Genomic DNA, 18,544 nt, shown 5'->3' on the forward strand with positions numbered 1-18,544 from the left:
CGGTGGTGTTGGCCGGCGGTGCGGCACGTCGGATGGGTGGTGCGGACAAGCCCACCATCCCGGTGGCCGGGCAGTCGATGCTGACGCGTGTCCTGGCCGCGGTGCACGATGCCGACCCGCAGGTGGTGGTCGGGCGCGTGCCTCCCGATCTGCCCGTGCCGGTCGCCTCCACCACGGAGCAGCCGCCCGGTGGTGGCCCGGTCGCCGCGACCGCTGCCGGCCTGGAGCTGGTTCCCGCGGACGTCAGCTTCACCGCGTTGCTGGCCGCCGACCTGCCGCTGCTCACCGGCGAGGCCATCGACGTGCTGCGGCTCACCGTCGAGTCGGCGCCGATGCAGGGCGCGGTCTACCGGGACGCCGAGGGCCGCCTGCAGTCGCTCTGCGGGGTCTGGCGGACGACGGCGCTGCGGGACGCGTTGAAGCGGGTCGCCGAGGAGCGGGGCAGCCTGCACGGCGCCCCGATGCACGCGCTCATGGACCAGTTGCGCTTCATCGAGGTGTCCTGGCGCCGCCCCGGACCCCCGCCCTGGTTCGACTGCGACACCGACGACGACCTCCGGACCGCCGAGGAATGGGCTCGGTGATCGCGAGCACCCCGGCGGGGCGGGGCGGCCCGGTCACGGCGGAAGACCGCGGAGGAGCAAGCCGGTGAACGTGCTCGACACCTGGATCGCCGCGGCCTGCGATGAGCTCGGCCTCAGCCCCGACGACGTCGAAGCCAAGGCCGTGCTGGATGTCGCCCGCGATGTCGCCCACAACGTCGTGCGCCCGGGTGCGCCCGTCACGGCGTACCTGATGGGTCTGGCTGTGGGCCGCGGCGCAGACCCGGCGGATGTCGCCGCCCGGCTCAGTTCGCTGGCCCTGGACTGGCCGGCCGACGGCCGGGAATGAGACGCGGCCGGTGAGCGCGCCGCGCGCTCGATAGGGTGGCGGGCGGAGGTACCGATCATGACGGCGGAGAACACTGCTGACCAGCCTGAGGGCGTGCTGCTGGACGAGCCGACCACGGCCGACCTGCGGGCGAAGGTGACCGAGGCCTGGCGGGAGTTCGCGAGCGCGCTGGCCACGCTGCTGCCCACGCTGGCCGAGGGCGCGCACGTCGACATCACGCTCGACCCGACCGCTTCGGGCACCGGCACCGCCGTTTATTCGGTGAGCATCCGGGTGCTGCCGGGCGGCGTCATCGAGGCACTCGCGGTCGGCAACGCCGGCCTGCCGGAGGGCTTCCGGATGAACCGCGCGTCGGTCGCCGACCTGGTCGCGCTGGGCTGGTCCCCGCCGGGTGTGCTGCCCGGCTCCCGGGACTCGTTCGGCCTGCGGACCACCACCGACGGCGCCAAGCAGCTGGCCACGGTCGTGTCCCGCACCCTGCGCGACGTGTACGGCGCCCCGCACCCCGCGTTCCTGGTCTACCTCGTGCACGACGACGAGGACGAGCCGATCGAGACGACACCGCTCGGCACCGCCCGGCACGAGCCCAGCATCGACGAGGAGCTCAGCCTCGACGACCTGGACGAGGACGGCGTGCTCTCCGAGGCGCTGGCCAACGCCGCCGACGAGGTCATTCCCCTCGAGGAGCGGGTGCGCACGGTCGTCGCCACCATGAGCAAGACCACGGTCGACCAGCTGCAGGTCGACACCGACGGGGACATCGGCATCCGGGCCGGCTCGGCGATGGTCTTCGTGCGGTGCCGGGACAACCCGCCGCTGGTCGACGTCTTCTCGCCGATCCTCACCGAGGTGGAGCCGACCGAGCAGCTCTACGTCAAGCTCTCCGAGCTGACCAACAGGATGCCCATCGGCCGGCTCTACTGCGCCCAGGACACCGTGTGGGCGTCGATCCCGGTCTTCGGCCGCAACTTCCAGGCCACCCACCTCATGCTCGCCGTGCAGGTGATGACCGGCCTGGCCGACGAGCTGGACGACCGGCTGCACGGCGAGTTCGGCGGCAAGCGGTTCTTCGGTGAGGGTGACAAGCCGGCCCCGCCGAAGGACGCCAAGGACGGCGACGACCACCGGCCGGGGATGTACCTCTAGGTTCTCAGCGGCACCCAGGCCACCTGGTCCAGCGTGGAAAGGTCGGAGGCCCGCAGGCCGGTCTCCGACAGGGTCCACAGCTCGGTCCCGACGACCAGCGAGCGCAGCAACCCGGGCTGGTCGACCTCGGCGGCGAGCTCGAGGTCGTCGGCCACCCGCAGGGCCAGCGCGCCGCGGGACTCCACCGGCACGACCAGCATCCGGGTCGCCGGCCACCAGAGCAGGGCGTGCGGGTCGTACTCGGCGCTGGAGTAGGCGCCCGGCAGGTGGTGCTGCGCGAGCCGCTTCGGGTTCTTCGGGTCGGCCACGTCGAAGAGGGAGACCTGCATGCCCTGGATGCGCCCGTTGCTGTCCGCCTCCTGGCCGATGCCGATGAGCCGGTCCTCGCCGACCGGCTGCAGGTAGGCCGAATAGCCGGTGATCTTCAGCTCGCCGGTGACCGTGGGCTGCGCCGGGTCCCGCAGATCGAGGCTGTAGAGCGGATCCGTCTGCTTGAACGTGACTACGTAGCCGCGGGCGCCGATGAAGCGCACCGAGTAGATCCGCTCACCCTGGCCGAGCCCGTCGACGATCCCGGTCTGGACGAGCTTGCCGTCGCGGTCCGCGAGCACCCGTACGGCTGAGCGTTCCGTCGCGCCGTCCGTCGTGGCGACGCGCAGGTGTCCGTCCCATTCGGACATCGCGTACTGGTTGATCAGGTAGCCCGGCACGGTGCCCGACGAGCGGTAGACCGGCGGCTGGTTGCCGGTCAGGGCGAACTTGAAGAGCTCGGTCCGCTGCTTCTCCCGGCCCGGGATGCGCCCGGGGAGCCGGTCGAAGCGCCAGCGGTCGTCGTTGGCGAGGTAGAGGCTGTCCGGCGTGGCGTAGACGGTGTCGCCGTCGGCCACGACCGAGACCGGGTCGCCACTGCCCAGGGTCGGCCGGGTCAGGTCGAAGGTGAGGACGCTGACCAGGGCGGCGCCCGAGTAGTCGGTGGGCCGGCTGACCCGGCCGCAGTCCGCCTGGCCCTTCGTCGTACCGGTCTTGTCGGTGACCTCCCAGCGGGGCAGCCAGGCCTCGGCCGGCGCGGCGTCGATCGCCTCGCGGTACTCGGCGAGACGCTTCTTCTCGTCGGCGATGCCGCGGTCGAGCGGGAACTTGATCCGCGGCGCGCTGCGCAGGACGATCCGGGCCGTGCTGCCGGTCATCCGGGCGTCGATCAGACTGCCTTCCCCGCGGTAGCGGCTGACCACAGTGGGCGCGCCGGTCAGGTCGACCAGCAGCACCTGGGCCCGTTGCTCGCCCAGGTCGGGGCCATCGGCGATGGACGTCCGATGGGCGGTCGTCGGCACCAGCACCAGGGCGGAGTTGCCGGCCAGCAGCAGCTGGAGATCGCCTCCCCAGCCGGCCTCGAGGTCGACGTGGCCGGTCTCCTTGCGGGTGGCGACGTCGATGACCCGCAAGGTGCCGTTGCGGACGGTGACGATCCGCCGTCCATCAGTCTTGATCAGGTCGGGCTCGTCGGCGCCCTGCTCGTGCACGTTGGTGCCGGAGAAGTCCGGGGCCGCGGCCACCGGCGCCGCGTCGGCCGCGGGCGCCGCGTCGGCCATGGTCCGGGCGCCGCCGCGGAGGACCTCGGGATAGACCAGCTGGTTGCCGGGCAGGCCGTACGGCCCGACGCTGGCCTTGGCCGCCCTGCGCAGATCGTCGGCGAGTTGCCGGCAGGAGTCGAACGCGACCAGCCGCATCGCGTCACCGCCGGAGGAGGTGGGCAGCGGAGAAGGGGGTGCCGGGGAATCAGCGGTGCAGCCGGCAAGCGGGACGGTGAGTGCCAGGACGGCGCAGAACAGCAGACGGCGCGACATGGGGGTGGGACGCTGCGTGACCGTCCCGGGTTCCGGCTAATTCGGCGCGGGCACCGGGGTGGGGATCTCGACCAGCCGGGACAGCACCACCATGCTGCGGGTGGAGGTCACGAACGGCTCGGCCCGCAGCCGCTCCAGGGCCTGCTCCAGGTGCCCGATGTCGGCCGCCCGCAGGTGCACGAGCGCGTCGGCCTGACCGGAGACCGTGTACGCCCCCACGACCTCGGGATGCCGCCGGGTGGCCACGGTGATCTGGGCCGGAGTGGTCCGCCCGGTGCAGAACAGCTCGACGAACGCCTCGGTGGTCCACCCCACGGCGGCCGGCTCGATGACGGTCGTGAATCCCTTGATGACCCCGCTGGCACGCAGCCGGTCGACGCGTCGTTTCACCGCGGGCGCGCTCAACGAGACCTTGGCGCCGATCTCCGCGTACGAGGCGCGCGCGTCCGCCACGAGCAACGCAATGATTCGCTGGTCAACGGCGTCCATCCGCAACGATTCGCCTCCGACGAGCAAGAGTTAGGGCTGTTTTCCGCCGTGCCAGCGTACCTAGCCTTTACCTCATGAGCCACACGGAGCGCTTGCCGCGAAACAGGACATATCTCATGTGTCCGCCCGAGCACTTCACGGTCGAGTACGCGATCAACCCCTGGATGGACACCACCGTCCCGGTCGACCCGGCCCTGGCGCTCAAACAGTGGCACCTGCTCCGCGACACGCTCAGCGATCTGGGGCATGCCGTGCACGTCCTGGAGGCCCGGCCCGGCCTGCCGGACATGGTCTACGCGGCCAACGGCGCCTTCTCCGTCGACGGCCGGGTCTACGGGGCGCGGTTCAAGTTTCCCCAGCGCGCTGCCGAGGCCGCCGCCCATCAGCTGTTCTACGCCGGCGGACCGTGGACGTTCGCCGACCCCGAGCACGTCAACGAGGGTGAGGGCGACTTCGCGTACCTGCCCGGCGCGTACGGGGGTCTGATCCTGGCCGGTCACGGCTTCCGCACCGACCCGGCCGCGCACGCCGAGGCCCAGGAGGTCCTGGGCCGGCCGGTGATCTCGCTCAAGCTGGTCGACCCGGCGTTCTACCACCTCGACACCGCACTGGCCGCGCTGGACGACCGGCACATCACCTACTACCCGGACGCGTTCTCCGCGGCCTCGCAGCGCGTGCTGCGCCAGCTCTTCCCGGACGCGGTCATCGCCGACCGGGCCGACGCCGAGGCCTTCGGCCTCAACCTGGTCAGTGACGGTCATCACGTCATCCTCAACACCGAGGCGACGGCCATGGCCGACAAGGTGCGCGCGCACGGCTACACCCCCGTGCTGGTGGAGCTCACCGAGCTCAAGCGCGGTGGCGGATCGGTCAAATGCGCGGTCGCGGAGCTACGCCCCTGACCGGGCACTGGGCCGGCTGCGGCAAGATGGATCGCATGACCGACGACACCCGCACCACAGACCAGCAGGAAGACGACTCCGTCATCGTGGTGGGCCCCGACGGCCGCCCCCTGGGCACGGTGGGGACCGACGGCAACCTCAAGCCCGAGGAGCCCGGCAACCTGATCGAGCAGCCCGCCAAGGTCATGCGGATCGGCAGCATGATCAAGCAGCTGCTCGAGGAGGTCCGGGCCGCCCCGCTGGACGAGGCGAGCCGGGGCCGGCTGCGCGAGATCCACCAGCGTTCCATCAAGGAGCTCGAGGACGGCCTCGCGCCCGAGCTGCAGGAGGAGCTGGAACGGCTGTCGCTGCCGTTCGAGGGCGAGACGCCGCCCAGCGAGCCGGAGCTGCGCATCGCTCAGGCCCAGCTCGTGGGTTGGCTCGAGGGCCTGTTCCACGGCATCCAGGCGGCTCTGGTCGCGCAGCAGATGGCGGCGCGGCTCCAGCTCGAGCAGATGCGCGGCGGCGGCGCCGGCCGCCCGGCCCTGCCGATGGGGCCCAACGGCGTCATCCCCGGCATGCCGAGCCAGGGCGCCGGCGACGGCAGCGGCCGCACCGGCCAGTATCTCTAGAGGTCGAAGAGCTTCTCGAGATAGACGGCCACGCCGTCCTCGTCGTTCGTGAGCGTCACCTCGTCGGCGACCTCACGGACGGCGGGATGGGCGTTGCCCATCGCCACGGAACGGCCTGCCCAGGCCAGCAGGGGCAGGTCGTTCGGCATGTCCCCGAAGGCCACGACGTCCTCGGCGGTGAAACCCTCCCGCTCGCAGAGCCAGGCCAGCCCGGCCGCCTTGGTCACCCCGGCGGCGGAGATCTCCACCAGCGCCGAGGACGACGAGTGGGTGGCTTCGGCGATCCCGCCCAGCGTGCGGCTGACCAGCTCGGCGAAGTCGTCCGGGCCGTAACTGGCCGAGCGGGCGAGCAGCTTGACCGCGGGCACGGACGTGAGCTCCTCGGGCGAGGCGAGCAAGCGGACCTGCTTGTGCTCGCCGTCCCAGTGCAGGGGCCACTTCTCCTCGTACCAGAAGCTCCGCCCGTCCTCGACCTCGACGGCCAGCGCGATGTCCGGCACGGCCTCGCGCAGCTGCCGGGTCACGTCCATCAGCAGCTCGACCGTGAGTGGCGCGGCCCGCAGGATCTCGTCGGTGTCGGGGTCGTAGACCACGGCGCCGTTGGCGCAGACGGCCGGCAGCGGCTCGGCCATCTGGTCGTAGAGCTGGCGCAGCCAGCGCACCGGCCGGCCGGTCACCAGGACGGTCGGGACGCCGCGGGTGTACAGCTGGTCGAGGACCCCGATGGTGCGGGGACTGAGCGTGCCGTCGGTCCGGATCAGGGTGCCGTCGATGTCGGAAGCGACAAGGCGAAAGGGTGGCATCACCTCGACAGTAGCCGGTCCAGATAGACCGCCACGCCGTCCTCGTCGTTGGCCAGCGTGACCTCGTCGGCCACCGCCAGCAGCGTCGGATGGGCGTTGGCCACCGCCACCCGGCTCCACCCGGCCCAGGCGAACATCGGCAGGTCGTTGGGCATGTCGCCGAACACCAGCACGTCGGCCGGGTCGACGCCGACGGCCTGCGCGACGACGGCCAGGCCGGTGCCCTTGTCGACGTCCGGCGGGCAGATCTCGATGTAGTTCAGGCCGGCCTGAGTGACCGAAGCCACGTCCGGCGGCACGATCCGCTGGGCCACGGCGAGCAGGTCGTCGACGTGGTGGTCGAACGACCGCGCGAACGCCTTGATCACGTCGCCGGTCAGGCACTCGGCGCGGGAGCGGCGCTCGACCACGACCGGGTAGCGCCAGGTCGGGTCGTAGTCGCCCCAGAGCGGCGAGTCGTCATGCTCCAGCGCCTCGACCATCACCGACAGCGGTCCGACCTCCGCCTCCAGCTCGGCCAGGACGACGGACAGGTCAGAGCCCGGGAGCCGCTCGCTGCGCAGGATCTGGCCTTCCTGCTGGTCGATCACCCAGCCGCCCTGGGCCAGCACGAGGAAATCGGCGTCCCGGATGTCGCTGCGGACCAGGCTGGTCAGACGGGGGCCACGGCCGGTGGCGCCGACGATGCGGATGCCGGCGGCCCGGACCCGCTGCAGGACCTCATGGGTGTACTCGGACACGGTGTCGTCACTGCGCACGAGCGTGCCGTCAAGGTCCGTGGCGATCAGCTTGGGCAGTCCAGGCTTGGCCATGTGTTCCTCCGAGGGTGTGACAACCCCCGCGGAGGGCGGAAGGAAAACGTTACACCGGCCCGGCTACCAGCGGCTATGCCTCGAGGTAGCGGGCCGGTTACCAGTTGGTCAACGTGGGGGCTCGAGGACGTCCCGGCCGCCCAGGTACGGCTGGAGGGCCTTGGGGACGCGTACCGAGCCGTCGGGCTGCTGGTGATTCTCCAGGATCGGGATGAGCCAGCGGGTCGTGGCCAGCGTGCCGTTCAGCGTCGCGGCCGTCTGCGGCTTGCCGTCCTCGTCGCGGTAGCGGATGTTGAGCCGGCGCGCCTGGAACGTCGTGCAATTGGATGTCGAGGTGACCTCGCGGTAGCGGCCCTGCGACGGCACCCAGGCCTCGCAGTCGAACTTGCGGGTCGCGCTGGAGCCGAGGTCACCGGCCGCCACGTCGATCACCCGGTACGGGATCTCGACCTTGGCGAGCATCTCCTCCTCCATGGCGAGCAGCCGCTGGTGCTCGTCGGCGGCGTCCTCCGGCTTGCAGAAGGAGAACATCTCCACCTTGTCGAACTGGTGGACGCGCAGGATGCCCCGGACGTCCCGGCCGTGCGAGCCGGCCTCCCGGCGGAAACACGACGACCAGCCGGCGAACCGCTCAGGCCCGTTGTCCAGGTCGAGGATCTCGTTCGAGTGGTACGCCGCCAGCGCCACCTCCGACGTGCCGACCAGGTAGAGGTCGTCGGCCTCGAGCCGGTAGATCTCGCTCGCGTGCGCACCCAGGAACCCGGTGCCCTCCATCGCCTCGGGCTTGACCAGCGCCGGGGTGATCGACGGGATGAAGCCGTGCTCGACCGCCTGGGCGATGGCCAGCTGCAACATGCCCAGCTGCAGCAGGGCACCCACCCCGGTGAGGAAGTAGAACCGCGAGCCCGACACCTTGGCGCCGCGCTCGGTGTCGATCGCCCGCAGCGCCTCGCCGATCTCCAGGTGGTCCTTCGGCTCGTCGATCTGCGGGAGGTCGCCCACCTCACGCAGCACGACGAAGTCGTCCTCGCCGCCCGGCGGGACGCCGTCCTGCACCAGGTTGGGCACCGCCAGGTGCGCCTCGCGCAGAGCCTGGTCGGCCCGGACGGTCGCCGCCTGCAGCTCCTTGACCGTGGCGCTGAGCTCCTTGGTGCGCGCCAGCAGCGCGGCCCGCTCGTCGCCCTTGGCCCGCGACACCTCGCCGCCCAGGGACTTCTGCTCCGCCCGGACGGCCTCGAACCTCTGGGTCGCGGCCCGGCGCTCCTCGTCGGCGCGCAGCAGGTCGTCGACCTTCGACGGGGACTCGCCGCGCAGACGCTGGCTGGCGCGGAACAGGTCGGGATTCTCACGGAGGAGACGCAGGTCAATCACGACGACGAGCCTACCGGCGACGATGTCCCGCTTTCACCCCGATATGCCTCAGCTGGGCTTGTCGGTGTTGTCCTGCGACGTGGTGAACGGCTTCGCGGCGGTCACGGTCAGGTCGAACGGCGCGTCGGGCCGCAAGTCCTCATCGCCGGTGGGCGGGCGCCGCCACGACCAGACCGGGGCCGCGGCCTCGACCGGCTCGGCTGCTTCGGCCGTTTCAGCCGGGGCGTCGACCGGCCCGGGCGGAGCAGTCTGATGCCGTCCGGCCAGCACCATCGCCAGCAGGACCAGTGCCACGCCCACACCCGCGCACCAGAGGCCCCGCCCGTTCGAGACGGTGACCTGGTCCTCCTTGAGGTTGGTCAGAGTGAGCTGGCCGACCGAGCCGCTGATGTCGCCCAGGTACGACCCGATGGCCACCACCATCGCCAGCAAAGTCCCGCCGACACTGAGCGCGGCCAGCCGGGCGTACCGGCGGCCGGCGGGCGGACCGAACAGCGTCAGCACCGCCGCCGCGATCAGCAGGAACAGGCCGGTCAGATAGCCGCCGCTCCAGCCGTCCAGGTCGGCGAGCATGGTCTGCGCCGCCCGGGTGCCCACCTCGCCGTCGCCCCAGAAGGTGGCGTCGATCTCGGTGAGCTGCCACTCGGAGACCAGCGAGCCGAACAGGGCCACCCCGCCCAGGGCCGCGGCGAGCGGCACGACGCGGCGGTCACCGGCGAGCCCGGTCAGGAATTCGCCGACGGCCGCACGGCGTCGCGGCGGGCGTTCCGCGTTGTCGTCCGGGCCGAACTCGACGACGGCCTCTCCGGTCTCCGGCATGAGATCCATCATTGCCGGTACCCCGTCCACCGGCCAGTGCTCACGGACATGGACTAGCGTCAGGCGTATGCCTATTCGCACTGCTTCCGCCCGCTGGTCGGGCAATCTCACCGAGGGCTCCGGCACCATCAAGACCGGTAAGGGCGGGTACGAAGGGAACTACTCCTTCAAGTCCCGCTTCGAGGAGGGCGAGGGAACCAACCCCGAGGAGCTCATCGGCGCCGCGCACGCCGGCTGCTTCTCGATGGCGTTCTCCAAGGGCCTCGCGGACGCCGGCTTCACGCCGACCTCCGTCGAGACCACCGCCAAGGTCCACCTCGACAAGGGCGACGCCGGCTTCGGCGTCACCCGCATCGACCTCGAGACCGTGGGCGACGTCCCCGGCATCGACGAGGGCACCTTCGCCAAGATCGCCGAAGGTGCCAAGGAGAACTGCCCGATCTCCCGGCTGCTGTCGCCCGGCGCCGAGATCACCCTGAGCGCCAAGCTCGCCTGACGCCCGGCCGTGCTCCACCCGCGTCTGCTCGCGGGTGGAGCACAATGGGCGGCGTGCCGGTCGAGATGAGCCGTGAACGCTTCGAGGACCTGGTCGGCGAGGCCCTCGACGAAGTGCCGCCCGAGCTGCTCAAAGTGATGAGCAACGTGGTCATCCTGGTGGAGGACCTGCCGCCCGACGGCAGCATGGGCCTGCTCGGCCTCTACGAGGGCACCGCGCTGACCGACCGCGGCTGGGACTACGCCGGCGTGCTGCCCGACCGGATCACCATCTACCGCCTGCCCACGCTGCAGGTCTGCGACACGGAGACGGACGTCGTCGACGAGGTGGCGATCACCGTCGTCCACGAGATCGCCCACCACTTCGGGATCGACGATCAGCGGTTGCACGAGCTGGGATGGGGCTGAAAGGCGGACCCGGCCGTTGCTGACTGCGCCTACCCTGGTACTCCACGCCAACAGGAGGACCCAATGCGCAGCGAACTGTTCTCGGCCGAGAACCTCGAGAAGGAATCGAACCAGCCGGGACTGCGACTGCAGAACTCGAAACTTCTCAAAGCCGAGCTGAACGGCGAGTTCATGGCTCGGGTCGGCACGATGGTCGCGTACCAGGGTCAGGTGCAGTTCGAAGCCCTCGGCTCGGGCGGCATCGGCAAGTTCCTCAAGCAGAAGCTCACCGGCGAAGGCGTACCGCTGATGAAGGTGAGCGGCCGCGGCGACGTGTTCCTGGCCGAGAACGCCGCCGACATCCACATCATCGACATCGAGCCGGGCGACGCCCTCTCCATCAACGGCGCCAACGTGCTGGCCTTCGACAGCACCCTGAACTACGACATCAAAATGGTCCAGGGCGTCGGCATGATGTCCAACGCGGGCCTGTTCAACTGCGTCTTCTCCGGCTACGGCCGGATCGCCGTCACGACCAAGGGCACCCCGGTGGTGCTGAGCGTCGACCAGCCGACCTATGTGGACCCGCAGGCGGCGATCTGCTGGTCGGCCAACCTGCAGACCGGCTACCACCGCGCCGAGCAGATGGGCCTGGGCACCCTGCTGGGCCGCAGCACGGGCGAGCGTTTCACGATGAGCTTCGCGGGCCAGGGCTTCGTGGTCGTGCAGCCGTCGGAGGAGCCGCCGGGCGGCCTCGCCGGCGCAGCGCAGGGCCAGCAGCAGCAGGGTGGGATCCTCGGCAATCTGCTGGGGAACTGAGCTTTTTCCCCAGAGCAAGATCAAAATCAGGCGGTCGTGCCTGATTGCATGGCACCGACCGTCGCTCCCGCCGAGACCGGGTGCGGGCATCCGCCGCTTCGCTCGCGGACGCCCGCACCCTGCCAGGTCCGTGCGTGGTCCCCCTCGTCTCGCTCCGCTCGACAAACCCCGCGCTACGCGCTCCAAAGCCGCGCTTCGCGCGACCATCCCCCGGACCGCTGGTGGGACGGGCCGGTCAGCTGGGCTCGCCGGAGCGGAGGCGGGACAACCAGGCCGCGCTGTCGGCGAAGTCCGCGTTGGTCAGGCCCGGCTGGGACGGCGCCGGTTCTTCGGCTGCCGCCTTGGACCAGCGGTGCCGGGGGTACGACCCCAGGAAGCGCACCTCCGCGCAGATCCGCCGCAGCCCCTGCAGTGCCTCGCCGAGCCGGGGCTCCGCGACGTGGCCGGTGCAGTCCAGGAAGAAGACGTAGACGCCCAGCTGTTCGCCGGTCGGGCGGGATTCGATGCGGGACAGGTTGATGCCGCGGACCGCCAGTTCGGTCAGCACCGACAGCAGCGCTCCGACGCGGTCATGGTCGATCATCACGGCCAGGGAGGTCACGTCGTCGCCGGTGGGTGGGGCGGGGCGGCCCGGGCGGGTCAGGAGGGCGAAGCGGGTCACCGCGTCCGCGTGGTCCGCGATCTTCTCGGCCAGGATCGTCAGGTTGTTGCGGGGTACGCCGATCGGGGCGCAGATCGCCGCGTCGTGCTCGCCGGTGGCCGCGCTGATCGCCGCGGCCGCGTTCGAGAGGACGTCGACCACCACCGCGTCGGGGAGGTGGGTGCTCAGCCAGTTGCGGCACTGGGCGGAGGCCTGCGGGTGGGCCGCCACCGAACGGATCCGGTGCAGGCCGGTGAGCTGGCGGGCGGCCAGCACGAATTCCACCGGCAGCACCACTTCGCGGGTGATGACCAGGGGCGCTCCGGTGCCGAGCTCGTCCAGGGTGACCGGCACGGCGCCGCCGACCGAGTTCTCCAGCGGCACGAGCGCGGCGTCGGCCTCACCCGCGCGGACCGCCTCCAGCGCCTCGGGGACGCTGCGGGCGGGCGTCCGGAGGCCGTGCTCGGCGGCGGGGATGGTGCGCAGCGCCTGCTCGGTGAAGGTGCCTTCGGGACCGAGGTAGACGAAGCGGGTGGGCGGGTTTCCCGGCATGTCAGCGAGCCTAGCGGCAACGGGGGCCGCTCACCCCGTACCGGTCAGGCGCCGCAGGCCCGGACCCGGACGCCCGCCGGGGCCTTGGTCTGGACCTCGACGCTGCAGACGTCCGTGCCCGCCTCGATCACCTTGAGGGCCGTCGGGGTGCCGGTCGTGACGACGAAGAGCTGCTCGGCCTTCTTCGGGTCCTCGCCGGCGATCTGCACCTGGGCGAACTGCCACGACCCCGCACAGAACGGCCCGTCGGACACGGCCAGCTCGCGGTCCGGGATCCCGGGCAGGCCCTTCAGGACCGCGACCATCTGCGCCGCGGTCGGCCCGCTTCGGCACTTCGGGGCGGGCTTCGTGGTCGGGGTGGGCGCGGCGGTCGTGATCGTGGTGCGGGGCGGTGTCGTGGTGACGATCGGCGGCGGCAGCGTCGCCTGCGGAACGTAGGGCAGCGTCGGCAGGCCGCCCGGCGGCAGGGCACCCGGCGGGAGGCCGCCCGGCGGCAACCCGCCGGTGGGCCCCGGCGCCGGCGCGGTGATGCCGCTGGGCAGCGGATAGGCCGGACCGGAGGAGGCACTGGCACCGCCCGGCGCGGCCGGGAGCGCGGTGGGCGCCGGGGCCGGTGGCTCCCCGCACGCGGCGAGCAGCGTCACCAGCCCGGCGAGTGCCAGAAATCGGCAGCAGACGATGCGCAGCACGGGCCCATGGTAGGTGGTCGGGCCGGGGAACGCCCCCCTGAGGCGACGTGAAACCACGCAGACGCGAGACCAGGCTGACGCGCGACCGAGCGACGGGAGACCATGCGGACGCGCGACCGGGCGACGCGAGACCAGGCGGGCGCGAGATCGAGCGCGGGTGGGGACCTCAGGCCGAGGCGAGCCGGTGACCCGCGGCGGTCAGCGTGTCGACCGCCTCGGTGAGCCGCACCTGGGGGATCAGCAGGTAGTCCGTGTCGTACGTCGAGAAGGCGACGATGTTGACCCGGGCGGCGGCCAGCGGACTGATCAGCGACGCCAGCACTCCGGTGAGCGCGAGGTCCAGCGGGCCGACGACGCGCAGGCAGCGCCAGGCGGCCTCGACGACGGCGCCCTCCGGCACCCGGTCGGCCGGGCAGATCACCGAGAGCTCGTCGGGCGCCCAGGTCACCGAGATGACGCTTTTGTCGTCCGGACCGCTGCTCAGGGAGGCCGGCAGGGCTGAACCGGCCGGCAGCCGGCACACCGCGTACTCCGCTGGTAGCAGATCTAGATCGAGCATGAGGGGAACACTACGGTCCGGACCCCCACGATCCCAATGGGTAGCCGGTGCGTTGATCGCCACACGAACGAGTTACTAGTACCGGATCGCTGAGAAGAAGGTCAGGGACGCCGCCACCCGGCCGCCCTCGGACAGCGGGCTCGCGATCGCGTCGACCGTGAGGTGGCTGTCCTCGCCGTTGGGCTGCACGCGCATGAGGCCGCGGGCCAGTCGCTCGCTGGTGAGGGCGAGCAGCGGCGGGATCTTCTCGATCTCCTGCTCGGTGAGGTCGCCCCCGCCGGCCGTGAAGTCGATCAGGCGCAGTGAGCCCTCGCCACCGAGCAGTGGCTGCCCGACCGCGTCCAGGCCCTTGCCCAGTCCGAGGAGCTCGCTCGCCGACGGCGACACGGCCACGATCCTGAACGCCGTGTCGATGACCAGGCAGGGCTCGACAGCCTGCCAGACCGTCGCCGCCCAGCGGTCGACGCTAGAGACGAACTCGGACTCGGCCGGCGTACGCGCCTGCGGCACAAACGCTCCCGAGAGTGAGAGCTCGACGTGCGCCACCCGCACCTCCCTCTTCATCCGTGCCGTCCCGCCCGGTATGGCCCGGCCCGGCGTGACCTGACTCCGGCCGGACTGCCCGGGGTCCGAAGCTTAGCCTCGGCTCCTCGAGTGTCCGGCCGGCGTCGCTCACGTCAACCTTCGACGGCAAGCGGTGCTCTGCAGGGAACGTTACCGGCGGGTCGCCCGCTTGTCAGCGGCCGTTTGGCCGCTTGGCAGCCACCGGTAGTCGCCGTTCGGCCGATAAGGCGCGTTTGCCCAGGTGGCCGGGTGTTGTGCCACCGCTGAGAGTTTGCTGGCGGTGGCGGGTGAGATCCGCGCACCACCGGCGATCAGCAGCCGGTCGAGCTCCTTGTGGGTGGCCACCAGGCAGTCCTTGGGCAGGCCGTGCACGCTGATCACCCCGGAGCCGACGAACGCCAGCACGGGGGTGACGGGCACGCTCAGCCCGACGGCGGAGCTCATGGCCCGGCCGGCCCGCTTGGCGTCACGGCGAGCCTCGGCCACGTACGCCGGGCGCTTGCCGTTGATCTGGACGACGTCCCCGGCGATCAGCACCCGGGCGCGGCCGTGGTCGGCGACGGTGACGGCGTAGACGCCGCCCGGGCCGATCGCGAGGAATCCGGCGCGGTCGTCGGTGGGGTCGCTCTCGTAGCCCAGCGAGTCGGTGCGGGGCCAGTCGATGATGTGCCAGGCGGGTCCGAGCCGGTCGAGGCGCGTCAGTGCGCGGGCACCGGCTGCCTCGAGGCGGCGGGCGTCGCGCTCAGCGCGGCGACGGCGGGCCCACTCGACGGGGCTCTGGCGGGGCTCGAGCGCCGCGGGCGGTGCGGTGCGTCGAGGATCGATGGCGGGGGGTGGGTAGTTGCGAGACGGGACGGGCAGGGCGGGACGTGCGGGGAAGACAGTCACTGCGACCTCCGGCAAAAGGTCCATCGGGCTCTCTTTCCACTACGGTAAGTGTTGGACCCGGTACTCAAGCAAGTCATCGGACCGGAAAGAAAGCGGAATGAGTGGGGATGAATGCCGCATTCACGCACAAGTACTTTTTCCGTATGGTGCATCACACGACCTAGGGCTCCCCGAGAATCCGAAACGTCCCCGCCAAGTTAGCCTTACCTACGTTGATCGCGCAGCGTTGTCTCAAGTTTCTGCGCGCTAAGTCACAGCATGGCTCCGGGCCGTGCGGCTCGCCAGTGCTCAGCCTCGCCGGTGGGCGCGCCCCGAGGCCCGACAGCCCCTAGGCTCGACCCGTGGCCCACTACGTCGACAGCGAAGTGAGCCGGCTAGCCACGGTCATGCTGCACCGGCCGGGCGCCGAGCTCGCGAGACTGACCCCGCGCAACAACGATTCCCTGCTCTTCGACGGCATCCCGTGGGTCGGCCGGGCCCAGGAGGAGCACGACGCGTTCGCGGCAGCCCTGCGCGACCGCGGCGTCGAGGTCCTCTACCTGGGTGAACTCCTCGAGGAGACGCTCGCCGTGGAGGCGGCGCGGGCGGCGTTGACCGAGAGCGTGCTCGACACTCCGCGCCTCGGCGACACTCTGCGCGAGCGGGTGGCGGCCCACCTGGCCGACCTGGCGCCCCGCGAACTGGCCCAGGTGCTCATGGCCGGCCTGGCGCACGAGGAGGTCAAGCCGGGTGCCGGGCGGTCCGGCGGGCTGGTCTACCAGCTCATGAACCGCCTCGACTTCGTCATCGACCCGCTGCCCAACCTGCTGTTCACCCGCGACTCCTCGGTCTGGGTGCGCGACCAGGTCGCGGTCACCAGCCTGGCCATGCCAGCCCGCAACCGCGAGACCACTCTGACCCGGGCCATCTACACCCACCACCCGCGGTTCGCGGGCACCGAGCTGCTCTACCAGCCGGGCCTGGAGCACGTGGAGGGCGGCGACGTGCTGCTGCTGGCGCCGAACGTGCTGGCCATCGGGGTCGGCGAGCGCACCACCCCGGCCGGGGCCGAGCGCCTCGCCCGCCGGGTCTTCGCCGCCGGGCTGGCCCACACGATCCTGGCCGTCCCGATCGCCCAGGAACGCGCGACCATGCACCTCGACACGGTCTGCACGATGGTCGACGTCGACGCGGTGGTGATGTATCCCAACATCGCCGACACCCTGCGGGCGTACCCGGTGACCGCGGGCTTCGACGGCGAGCCGGTGGTCGGCCCGTCCCGGCCGTTCCTGGACGCGGCGGCGGAGGCGATGGGCATCGACCGGCTGCGGATCATCGACACCGGGCTGGACCCGGTCACCGCGGAACGCGAGCAGTGGGACGACGGCAACAACACGCTGGCCATCGCGCCCCGGCTCTGCGTGGCGTACGAGCGCAACGTCGAGACCAACGCCCAGCTGGAACGGGCCGGCATCGAGGTGATCGCGATCAGCGGCTCCGAGCTCGGTTCCGGCCGGGGTGGTCCGCGCTGCATGAGCTGCCCCATCGAGCGCACGCCGGGCTGAGGCCGGTCAGGTGCCCAGGACGTGCGAGACGATCATCTCGGGCACCGGCACGTCGTCGTCACCCGTGGCCTTGTCCGGAAAGTCGAAGACGGCCAGCATGAGCTGCACCGGGTAGTTCGGCGATTGGCCGATCGTGCGCACTGGCGTGCCGTCCACAGTGAACTCCAGCGATCCCGGCTGCCAGTCGACCGCGTACGTGTGGAACTCCGACACGTCGATGGGCAATGGCACTGTGGACCACTGCTCGGTCAGTCCGGGGTCTCGGAACTTGTGCAGGCCGATGCCGACGTCGGCGGAGCCCGGCCGGACCGCGTCACCGAAGATCTCCATCACGCAGATCTCGCCGGAGTGCTGGGGCTTGTCCTCGATGCCGGAGAGCCAGAAGGCCATCATGGACCGGGGCGACAGCACGCCGCGGGCGCGTACCTCGATGTGGCCGTAGAGCGGGGTGTAGCCCCAGAACTCCGGCTCCTCGCTGGCGACCAGCAGGTCGTCGCGGAACGGCTGGCCCCCGACCGGGCTGCCCACCGGGCCGGAGAAGCTCGCACTCTGGATCCCGGAGACGCGCAGCGGGCCGTCGTGCACGCCCTCGCACCACAGGCCCTGCTCGGGCGGGATGCTCAGCCGCAGCTCGCCGTCGGCGACCACGTAGGTCGCCGCGGACGACGCGCGCGAGCTCCAGTGCGGCAGATAATGCGGCAACCACACCGAGAGATCGAGCGCGTCGCCGGCGAAGTGGTCCTCCATCACCGCAAGGTATCCCCTCAGCGGACAGCGACCTCGCGGGGCGCAATCCCGCCGAGCGGAGCGAGGCCATCATCTCAGCGTCAGCTGCCGGCTTACTAGGCCCTGCTTGGCGCGGCGGGCAGCGGCGTCCAGCGGGGCGGTCTCGGCCAGGATGTCCGTGTAGCGCTTGGCGAAGTCGGCCAGCGGGGCCTCCCAGTCGCCGGCCTCGGGCTCACCCGGGACGTCCCAGACCGGGACCAGCAGGCCGTGCGCCCGGAACATGCCGGCGAACTTCGTGTTCTCGCCGAGCAGCAGGTCGCCGCTCGCGGAGAGGCGGGCCAGCGCGTCCAGCGCCGGGTCCTCCTCCTGCGGCAGCACCCAGCGCACGTGCGACTTGTCCGGCTGGACCCGGCACCAGTACGCGGCCGGCACCCCCAGCCGCACGGTCGGGTAGATCGAGGCGTTGGCCCGCTCCAGCGACGCCTTCACGTTCGCGTCCTCGGCCTGCTCGGCGTCGAGCCAGTACTCGAAGCCGTCGTGCATCGTGATGTCCAGCGGGCCGTCCACGAGGATGTCCTGCAGCCGCGGTCCTTCGCCGGGCAGCGCCGGCACGGCCACGGTGTCACCCGGCTCGGTCTGCAGGGCACACAGGATCGCCACGGCGATGTCCCGGGACACGTCCCCGGACTGCACGTGCCGCTGCAGCCCGACGAACACCCGGCCGTCCTGACGGGTCATCGCCGGCCAGGCCATCGGGAGCACCGTCGAGAGCGTGACGGGACGGTCCCCGTACTCCTCGATGATCTCGGGTTTGAGGGTCAGCGGCGCGGAAGCGGCCGGAACCAGCTCGCGCAGCGCGATCCACTCCGGCTCGTCGGCCAGGCCTTCGAACGGCCGGGCGACGAAGATGTCACGCACCTTCTGGCGCTTGGGGGCCGCGTTGGCCGCGGCGCGGGGGTTTCGACGCTTGCTCACGGCGAACCAGCCTAGGCG

General features: G+C 71.3%; 22 protein-coding genes. 9 read left to right on the top strand and 13 right to left on the bottom strand.

What is annotated here, in order from left to right:
• Positions 1-2: 2 nt before the first annotated feature.
• From mobA to ACWEOZ_RS39955, 3 genes are all read left to right on the top strand, one after another.
• On the top strand, positions 3-584 hold the full coding sequence (gene mobA / locus ACWEOZ_RS39945; RefSeq protein WP_360813934.1) for a molybdenum cofactor guanylyltransferase: 582 nt from the start codon (positions 3-5) through the stop codon (positions 582-584).
• Between the two features lie 64 nt (positions 585-648).
• Complete coding sequence (locus tag ACWEOZ_RS39950; RefSeq protein ID WP_360813900.1) at positions 649-891, top strand: DUF6457 domain-containing protein; 243 nt, start codon at positions 649-651, stop codon at positions 889-891.
• Positions 892-948: 57 nt separating this feature from the next.
• Positions 949-2,037 carry a T3SS (YopN, CesT) and YbjN peptide-binding chaperone 1 gene (locus ACWEOZ_RS39955; RefSeq protein ID WP_451915887.1) on the top strand — a complete coding sequence of 363 codons (1,089 nt, stop codon included), beginning with the start codon at positions 949-951 and terminating at the stop codon, positions 2,035-2,037.
• On the opposite strand, the gene ACWEOZ_RS39960 is transcribed toward ACWEOZ_RS39955, so the two are convergent.
• Together ACWEOZ_RS39960 and ACWEOZ_RS39965 are read right to left on the bottom strand one after the other, a co-directional pair.
• Positions 2,034-3,881 carry a beta-propeller domain-containing protein gene (locus ACWEOZ_RS39960; RefSeq protein ID WP_451915888.1) on the bottom strand — a complete coding sequence of 616 codons (1,848 nt, stop codon included), beginning with the start codon at positions 3,879-3,881 and terminating at the stop codon, positions 2,034-2,036. The two genes, ACWEOZ_RS39955 and ACWEOZ_RS39960, sit on opposite strands and share 4 nt — an antisense overlap.
• A 36-nt stretch (positions 3,882-3,917) precedes the next feature.
• On the bottom strand, positions 3,918-4,376 hold the full coding sequence (locus tag ACWEOZ_RS39965) for an Lrp/AsnC family transcriptional regulator (RefSeq protein WP_451915889.1): 459 nt from the start codon (positions 4,374-4,376) through the stop codon (positions 3,918-3,920).
• A 68-nt stretch (positions 4,377-4,444) separates the two neighbouring features.
• On the opposite strand from ACWEOZ_RS39965, the gene ddaH reads away from it, so the two are divergent.
• Both ddaH and ACWEOZ_RS39975 read left to right on the top strand, forming a co-directional pair.
• Positions 4,445-5,272, top strand: coding sequence for a dimethylargininase (gene ddaH / locus ACWEOZ_RS39970; RefSeq protein WP_451915890.1), 828 nt, complete (start codon positions 4,445-4,447; stop codon positions 5,270-5,272).
• A gap of 35 nt (positions 5,273-5,307) precedes the next feature.
• On the top strand, positions 5,308-5,883 hold the full coding sequence (locus ACWEOZ_RS39975; RefSeq protein WP_212992349.1) for a bacterial proteasome activator family protein: 576 nt from the start codon (positions 5,308-5,310) through the stop codon (positions 5,881-5,883).
• On the opposite strand, the gene ACWEOZ_RS39980 is transcribed toward ACWEOZ_RS39975, so the two are convergent.
• The 4 genes from ACWEOZ_RS39980 to ACWEOZ_RS39995 form a co-directional block, all read right to left on the bottom strand.
• The gene (locus ACWEOZ_RS39980; RefSeq protein WP_451915891.1) at positions 5,880-6,686 is read right to left on the bottom strand and encodes an HAD family hydrolase; all 807 of its coding nucleotides are present in this window, start codon (positions 6,684-6,686) and stop codon (positions 5,880-5,882) included. The two genes, ACWEOZ_RS39975 and ACWEOZ_RS39980, sit on opposite strands and share 4 nt — an antisense overlap.
• On the bottom strand, positions 6,686-7,498 hold the full coding sequence (locus ACWEOZ_RS39985) for an HAD family hydrolase (protein ID WP_451915892.1): 813 nt from the start codon (positions 7,496-7,498) through the stop codon (positions 6,686-6,688). Before ACWEOZ_RS39985 ends, ACWEOZ_RS39980 begins: the two co-directional genes overlap by 1 nt.
• Positions 7,499-7,606: 108 nt before the next feature.
• Positions 7,607-8,869 carry a serine--tRNA ligase gene (gene serS, locus ACWEOZ_RS39990; protein ID WP_451915893.1) on the bottom strand — a complete coding sequence of 421 codons (1,263 nt, stop codon included), beginning with the start codon at positions 8,867-8,869 and terminating at the stop codon, positions 7,607-7,609.
• A gap of 48 nt (positions 8,870-8,917) precedes the next feature.
• Entirely contained in the window at positions 8,918-9,688 is a 771-nt protein-coding gene (locus ACWEOZ_RS39995) for a hypothetical protein (RefSeq protein WP_451915894.1), read from the bottom strand.
• A gap of 67 nt (positions 9,689-9,755) precedes the next feature.
• Here ACWEOZ_RS39995 and ACWEOZ_RS40000 point away from each other — a divergent pair, with 67 nt between their 5' ends.
• The 3 genes from ACWEOZ_RS40000 to ACWEOZ_RS40010 all read left to right on the top strand — a co-directional run bounded on the left by ACWEOZ_RS40000 (position 9,756) and on the right by ACWEOZ_RS40010 (position 11,389).
• Complete coding sequence (locus ACWEOZ_RS40000; RefSeq protein ID WP_360546536.1) at positions 9,756-10,184, top strand: OsmC family protein; 429 nt, start codon at positions 9,756-9,758, stop codon at positions 10,182-10,184.
• A 44-nt stretch (positions 10,185-10,228) separates the two neighbouring features.
• Complete coding sequence (locus ACWEOZ_RS40005) at positions 10,229-10,591, top strand: metallopeptidase family protein (RefSeq protein ID WP_451915895.1); 363 nt, start codon at positions 10,229-10,231, stop codon at positions 10,589-10,591.
• A 63-nt stretch (positions 10,592-10,654) separates the two neighbouring features.
• Positions 10,655-11,389: an AIM24 family protein gene (locus tag ACWEOZ_RS40010; RefSeq protein ID WP_451915896.1), complete on the top strand. Its 735-nt coding sequence runs from the start codon at positions 10,655-10,657 to the stop codon at positions 11,387-11,389.
• Positions 11,390-11,624: 235 nt separating this feature from the next.
• On the opposite strand, the gene pheA is transcribed toward ACWEOZ_RS40010, so the two are convergent.
• The 5 genes from pheA to ACWEOZ_RS40035 form a co-directional block, all read right to left on the bottom strand.
• A complete protein-coding gene (gene pheA / locus ACWEOZ_RS40015; protein WP_451915897.1) occupies positions 11,625-12,581 on the bottom strand; it encodes a prephenate dehydratase in 957 nt (318 codons plus the stop codon).
• 44 nt (positions 12,582-12,625) lie between these two features.
• Positions 12,626-13,270 (bottom strand): hypothetical protein, encoded by a 645-nt coding sequence (locus ACWEOZ_RS40020; protein ID WP_451915898.1) that lies wholly within the window; start codon positions 13,268-13,270, stop codon positions 12,626-12,628.
• 166 nt (positions 13,271-13,436) lie between these two features.
• Positions 13,437-13,829: an ACT domain-containing protein gene (locus ACWEOZ_RS40025; protein WP_212992339.1), complete on the bottom strand. Its 393-nt coding sequence runs from the start codon at positions 13,827-13,829 to the stop codon at positions 13,437-13,439.
• 75 nt (positions 13,830-13,904) lie between these two features.
• A complete protein-coding gene (locus tag ACWEOZ_RS40030) occupies positions 13,905-14,393 on the bottom strand; it encodes a hypothetical protein (RefSeq protein WP_451915899.1) in 489 nt (162 codons plus the stop codon).
• Between the two features lie 150 nt (positions 14,394-14,543).
• Entirely contained in the window at positions 14,544-15,281 is a 738-nt protein-coding gene (locus ACWEOZ_RS40035) for a hypothetical protein (protein WP_451915913.1), read from the bottom strand.
• 341 nt (positions 15,282-15,622) lie between these two features.
• On the opposite strand from ACWEOZ_RS40035, the gene ACWEOZ_RS40040 reads away from it, so the two are divergent.
• A complete protein-coding gene (locus tag ACWEOZ_RS40040; RefSeq protein WP_451915900.1) occupies positions 15,623-16,825 on the top strand; it encodes an arginine deiminase in 1,203 nt (400 codons plus the stop codon).
• 6 nt (positions 16,826-16,831) lie between these two features.
• Here ACWEOZ_RS40040 and ACWEOZ_RS40045 read toward each other — a convergent pair whose 3' ends face one another.
• Both ACWEOZ_RS40045 and ACWEOZ_RS40050 read right to left on the bottom strand, forming a co-directional pair.
• Positions 16,832-17,572: a glycoside hydrolase family 16 protein gene (locus tag ACWEOZ_RS40045; protein ID WP_451915901.1), complete on the bottom strand. Its 741-nt coding sequence runs from the start codon at positions 17,570-17,572 to the stop codon at positions 16,832-16,834.
• A gap of 69 nt (positions 17,573-17,641) precedes the next feature.
• A complete protein-coding gene (locus ACWEOZ_RS40050) occupies positions 17,642-18,526 on the bottom strand; it encodes a DUF5926 family protein (RefSeq protein WP_451915902.1) in 885 nt (294 codons plus the stop codon).
• Positions 18,527-18,544: the final 18 nt, after the last annotated feature.

The sequence above is a fragment of the Actinoplanes sp. NPDC004185 genome, assembly GCF_053603475.1.

Bases quoted from the DNA above. Each gene is read 5' to 3' on its own strand.
- ACWEOZ_RS39955 (WP_451915887.1), top strand. From the start codon at position 949: ATGACGGCGGAGAACACTGCTGACCAGCCTGAGGGCGTGCTGCTGGAC.
- ACWEOZ_RS39960 (WP_451915888.1), bottom strand. From the start codon at position 3,881: ATGTCGCGCCGTCTGCTGTTCTGCGCCGTCCTGGCACTCACCGTCCCG.
- ddaH (WP_451915890.1), top strand. From the start codon at position 4,445: ATGAGCCACACGGAGCGCTTGCCGCGAAACAGGACATATCTCATGTGT.
- ACWEOZ_RS39975 (WP_212992349.1), top strand. From the start codon at position 5,308: ATGACCGACGACACCCGCACCACAGACCAGCAGGAAGACGACTCCGTC.
- ACWEOZ_RS39980 (WP_451915891.1), bottom strand. From the start codon at position 6,686: ATGCCACCCTTTCGCCTTGTCGCTTCCGACATCGACGGCACCCTGATC.
- ACWEOZ_RS39985 (WP_451915892.1), bottom strand. From the start codon at position 7,498: ATGGCCAAGCCTGGACTGCCCAAGCTGATCGCCACGGACCTTGACGGC.
- ACWEOZ_RS39995 (WP_451915894.1), bottom strand. From the start codon at position 9,688: ATGCCGGAGACCGGAGAGGCCGTCGTCGAGTTCGGCCCGGACGACAAC.
- ACWEOZ_RS40000 (WP_360546536.1), top strand. From the start codon at position 9,756: ATGCCTATTCGCACTGCTTCCGCCCGCTGGTCGGGCAATCTCACCGAG.
- ACWEOZ_RS40005 (WP_451915895.1), top strand. From the start codon at position 10,229: ATGGGCGGCGTGCCGGTCGAGATGAGCCGTGAACGCTTCGAGGACCTG.
- ACWEOZ_RS40010 (WP_451915896.1), top strand. From the start codon at position 10,655: ATGCGCAGCGAACTGTTCTCGGCCGAGAACCTCGAGAAGGAATCGAAC.
- pheA (WP_451915897.1), bottom strand. From the start codon at position 12,581: ATGCCGGGAAACCCGCCCACCCGCTTCGTCTACCTCGGTCCCGAAGGC.
- ACWEOZ_RS40025 (WP_212992339.1), bottom strand. From the start codon at position 13,829: ATGCTCGATCTAGATCTGCTACCAGCGGAGTACGCGGTGTGCCGGCTG.
- ACWEOZ_RS40030 (WP_451915899.1), bottom strand. From the start codon at position 14,393: ATGAAGAGGGAGGTGCGGGTGGCGCACGTCGAGCTCTCACTCTCGGGA.
- ACWEOZ_RS40045 (WP_451915901.1), bottom strand. From the start codon at position 17,572: ATGGAGGACCACTTCGCCGGCGACGCGCTCGATCTCTCGGTGTGGTTG.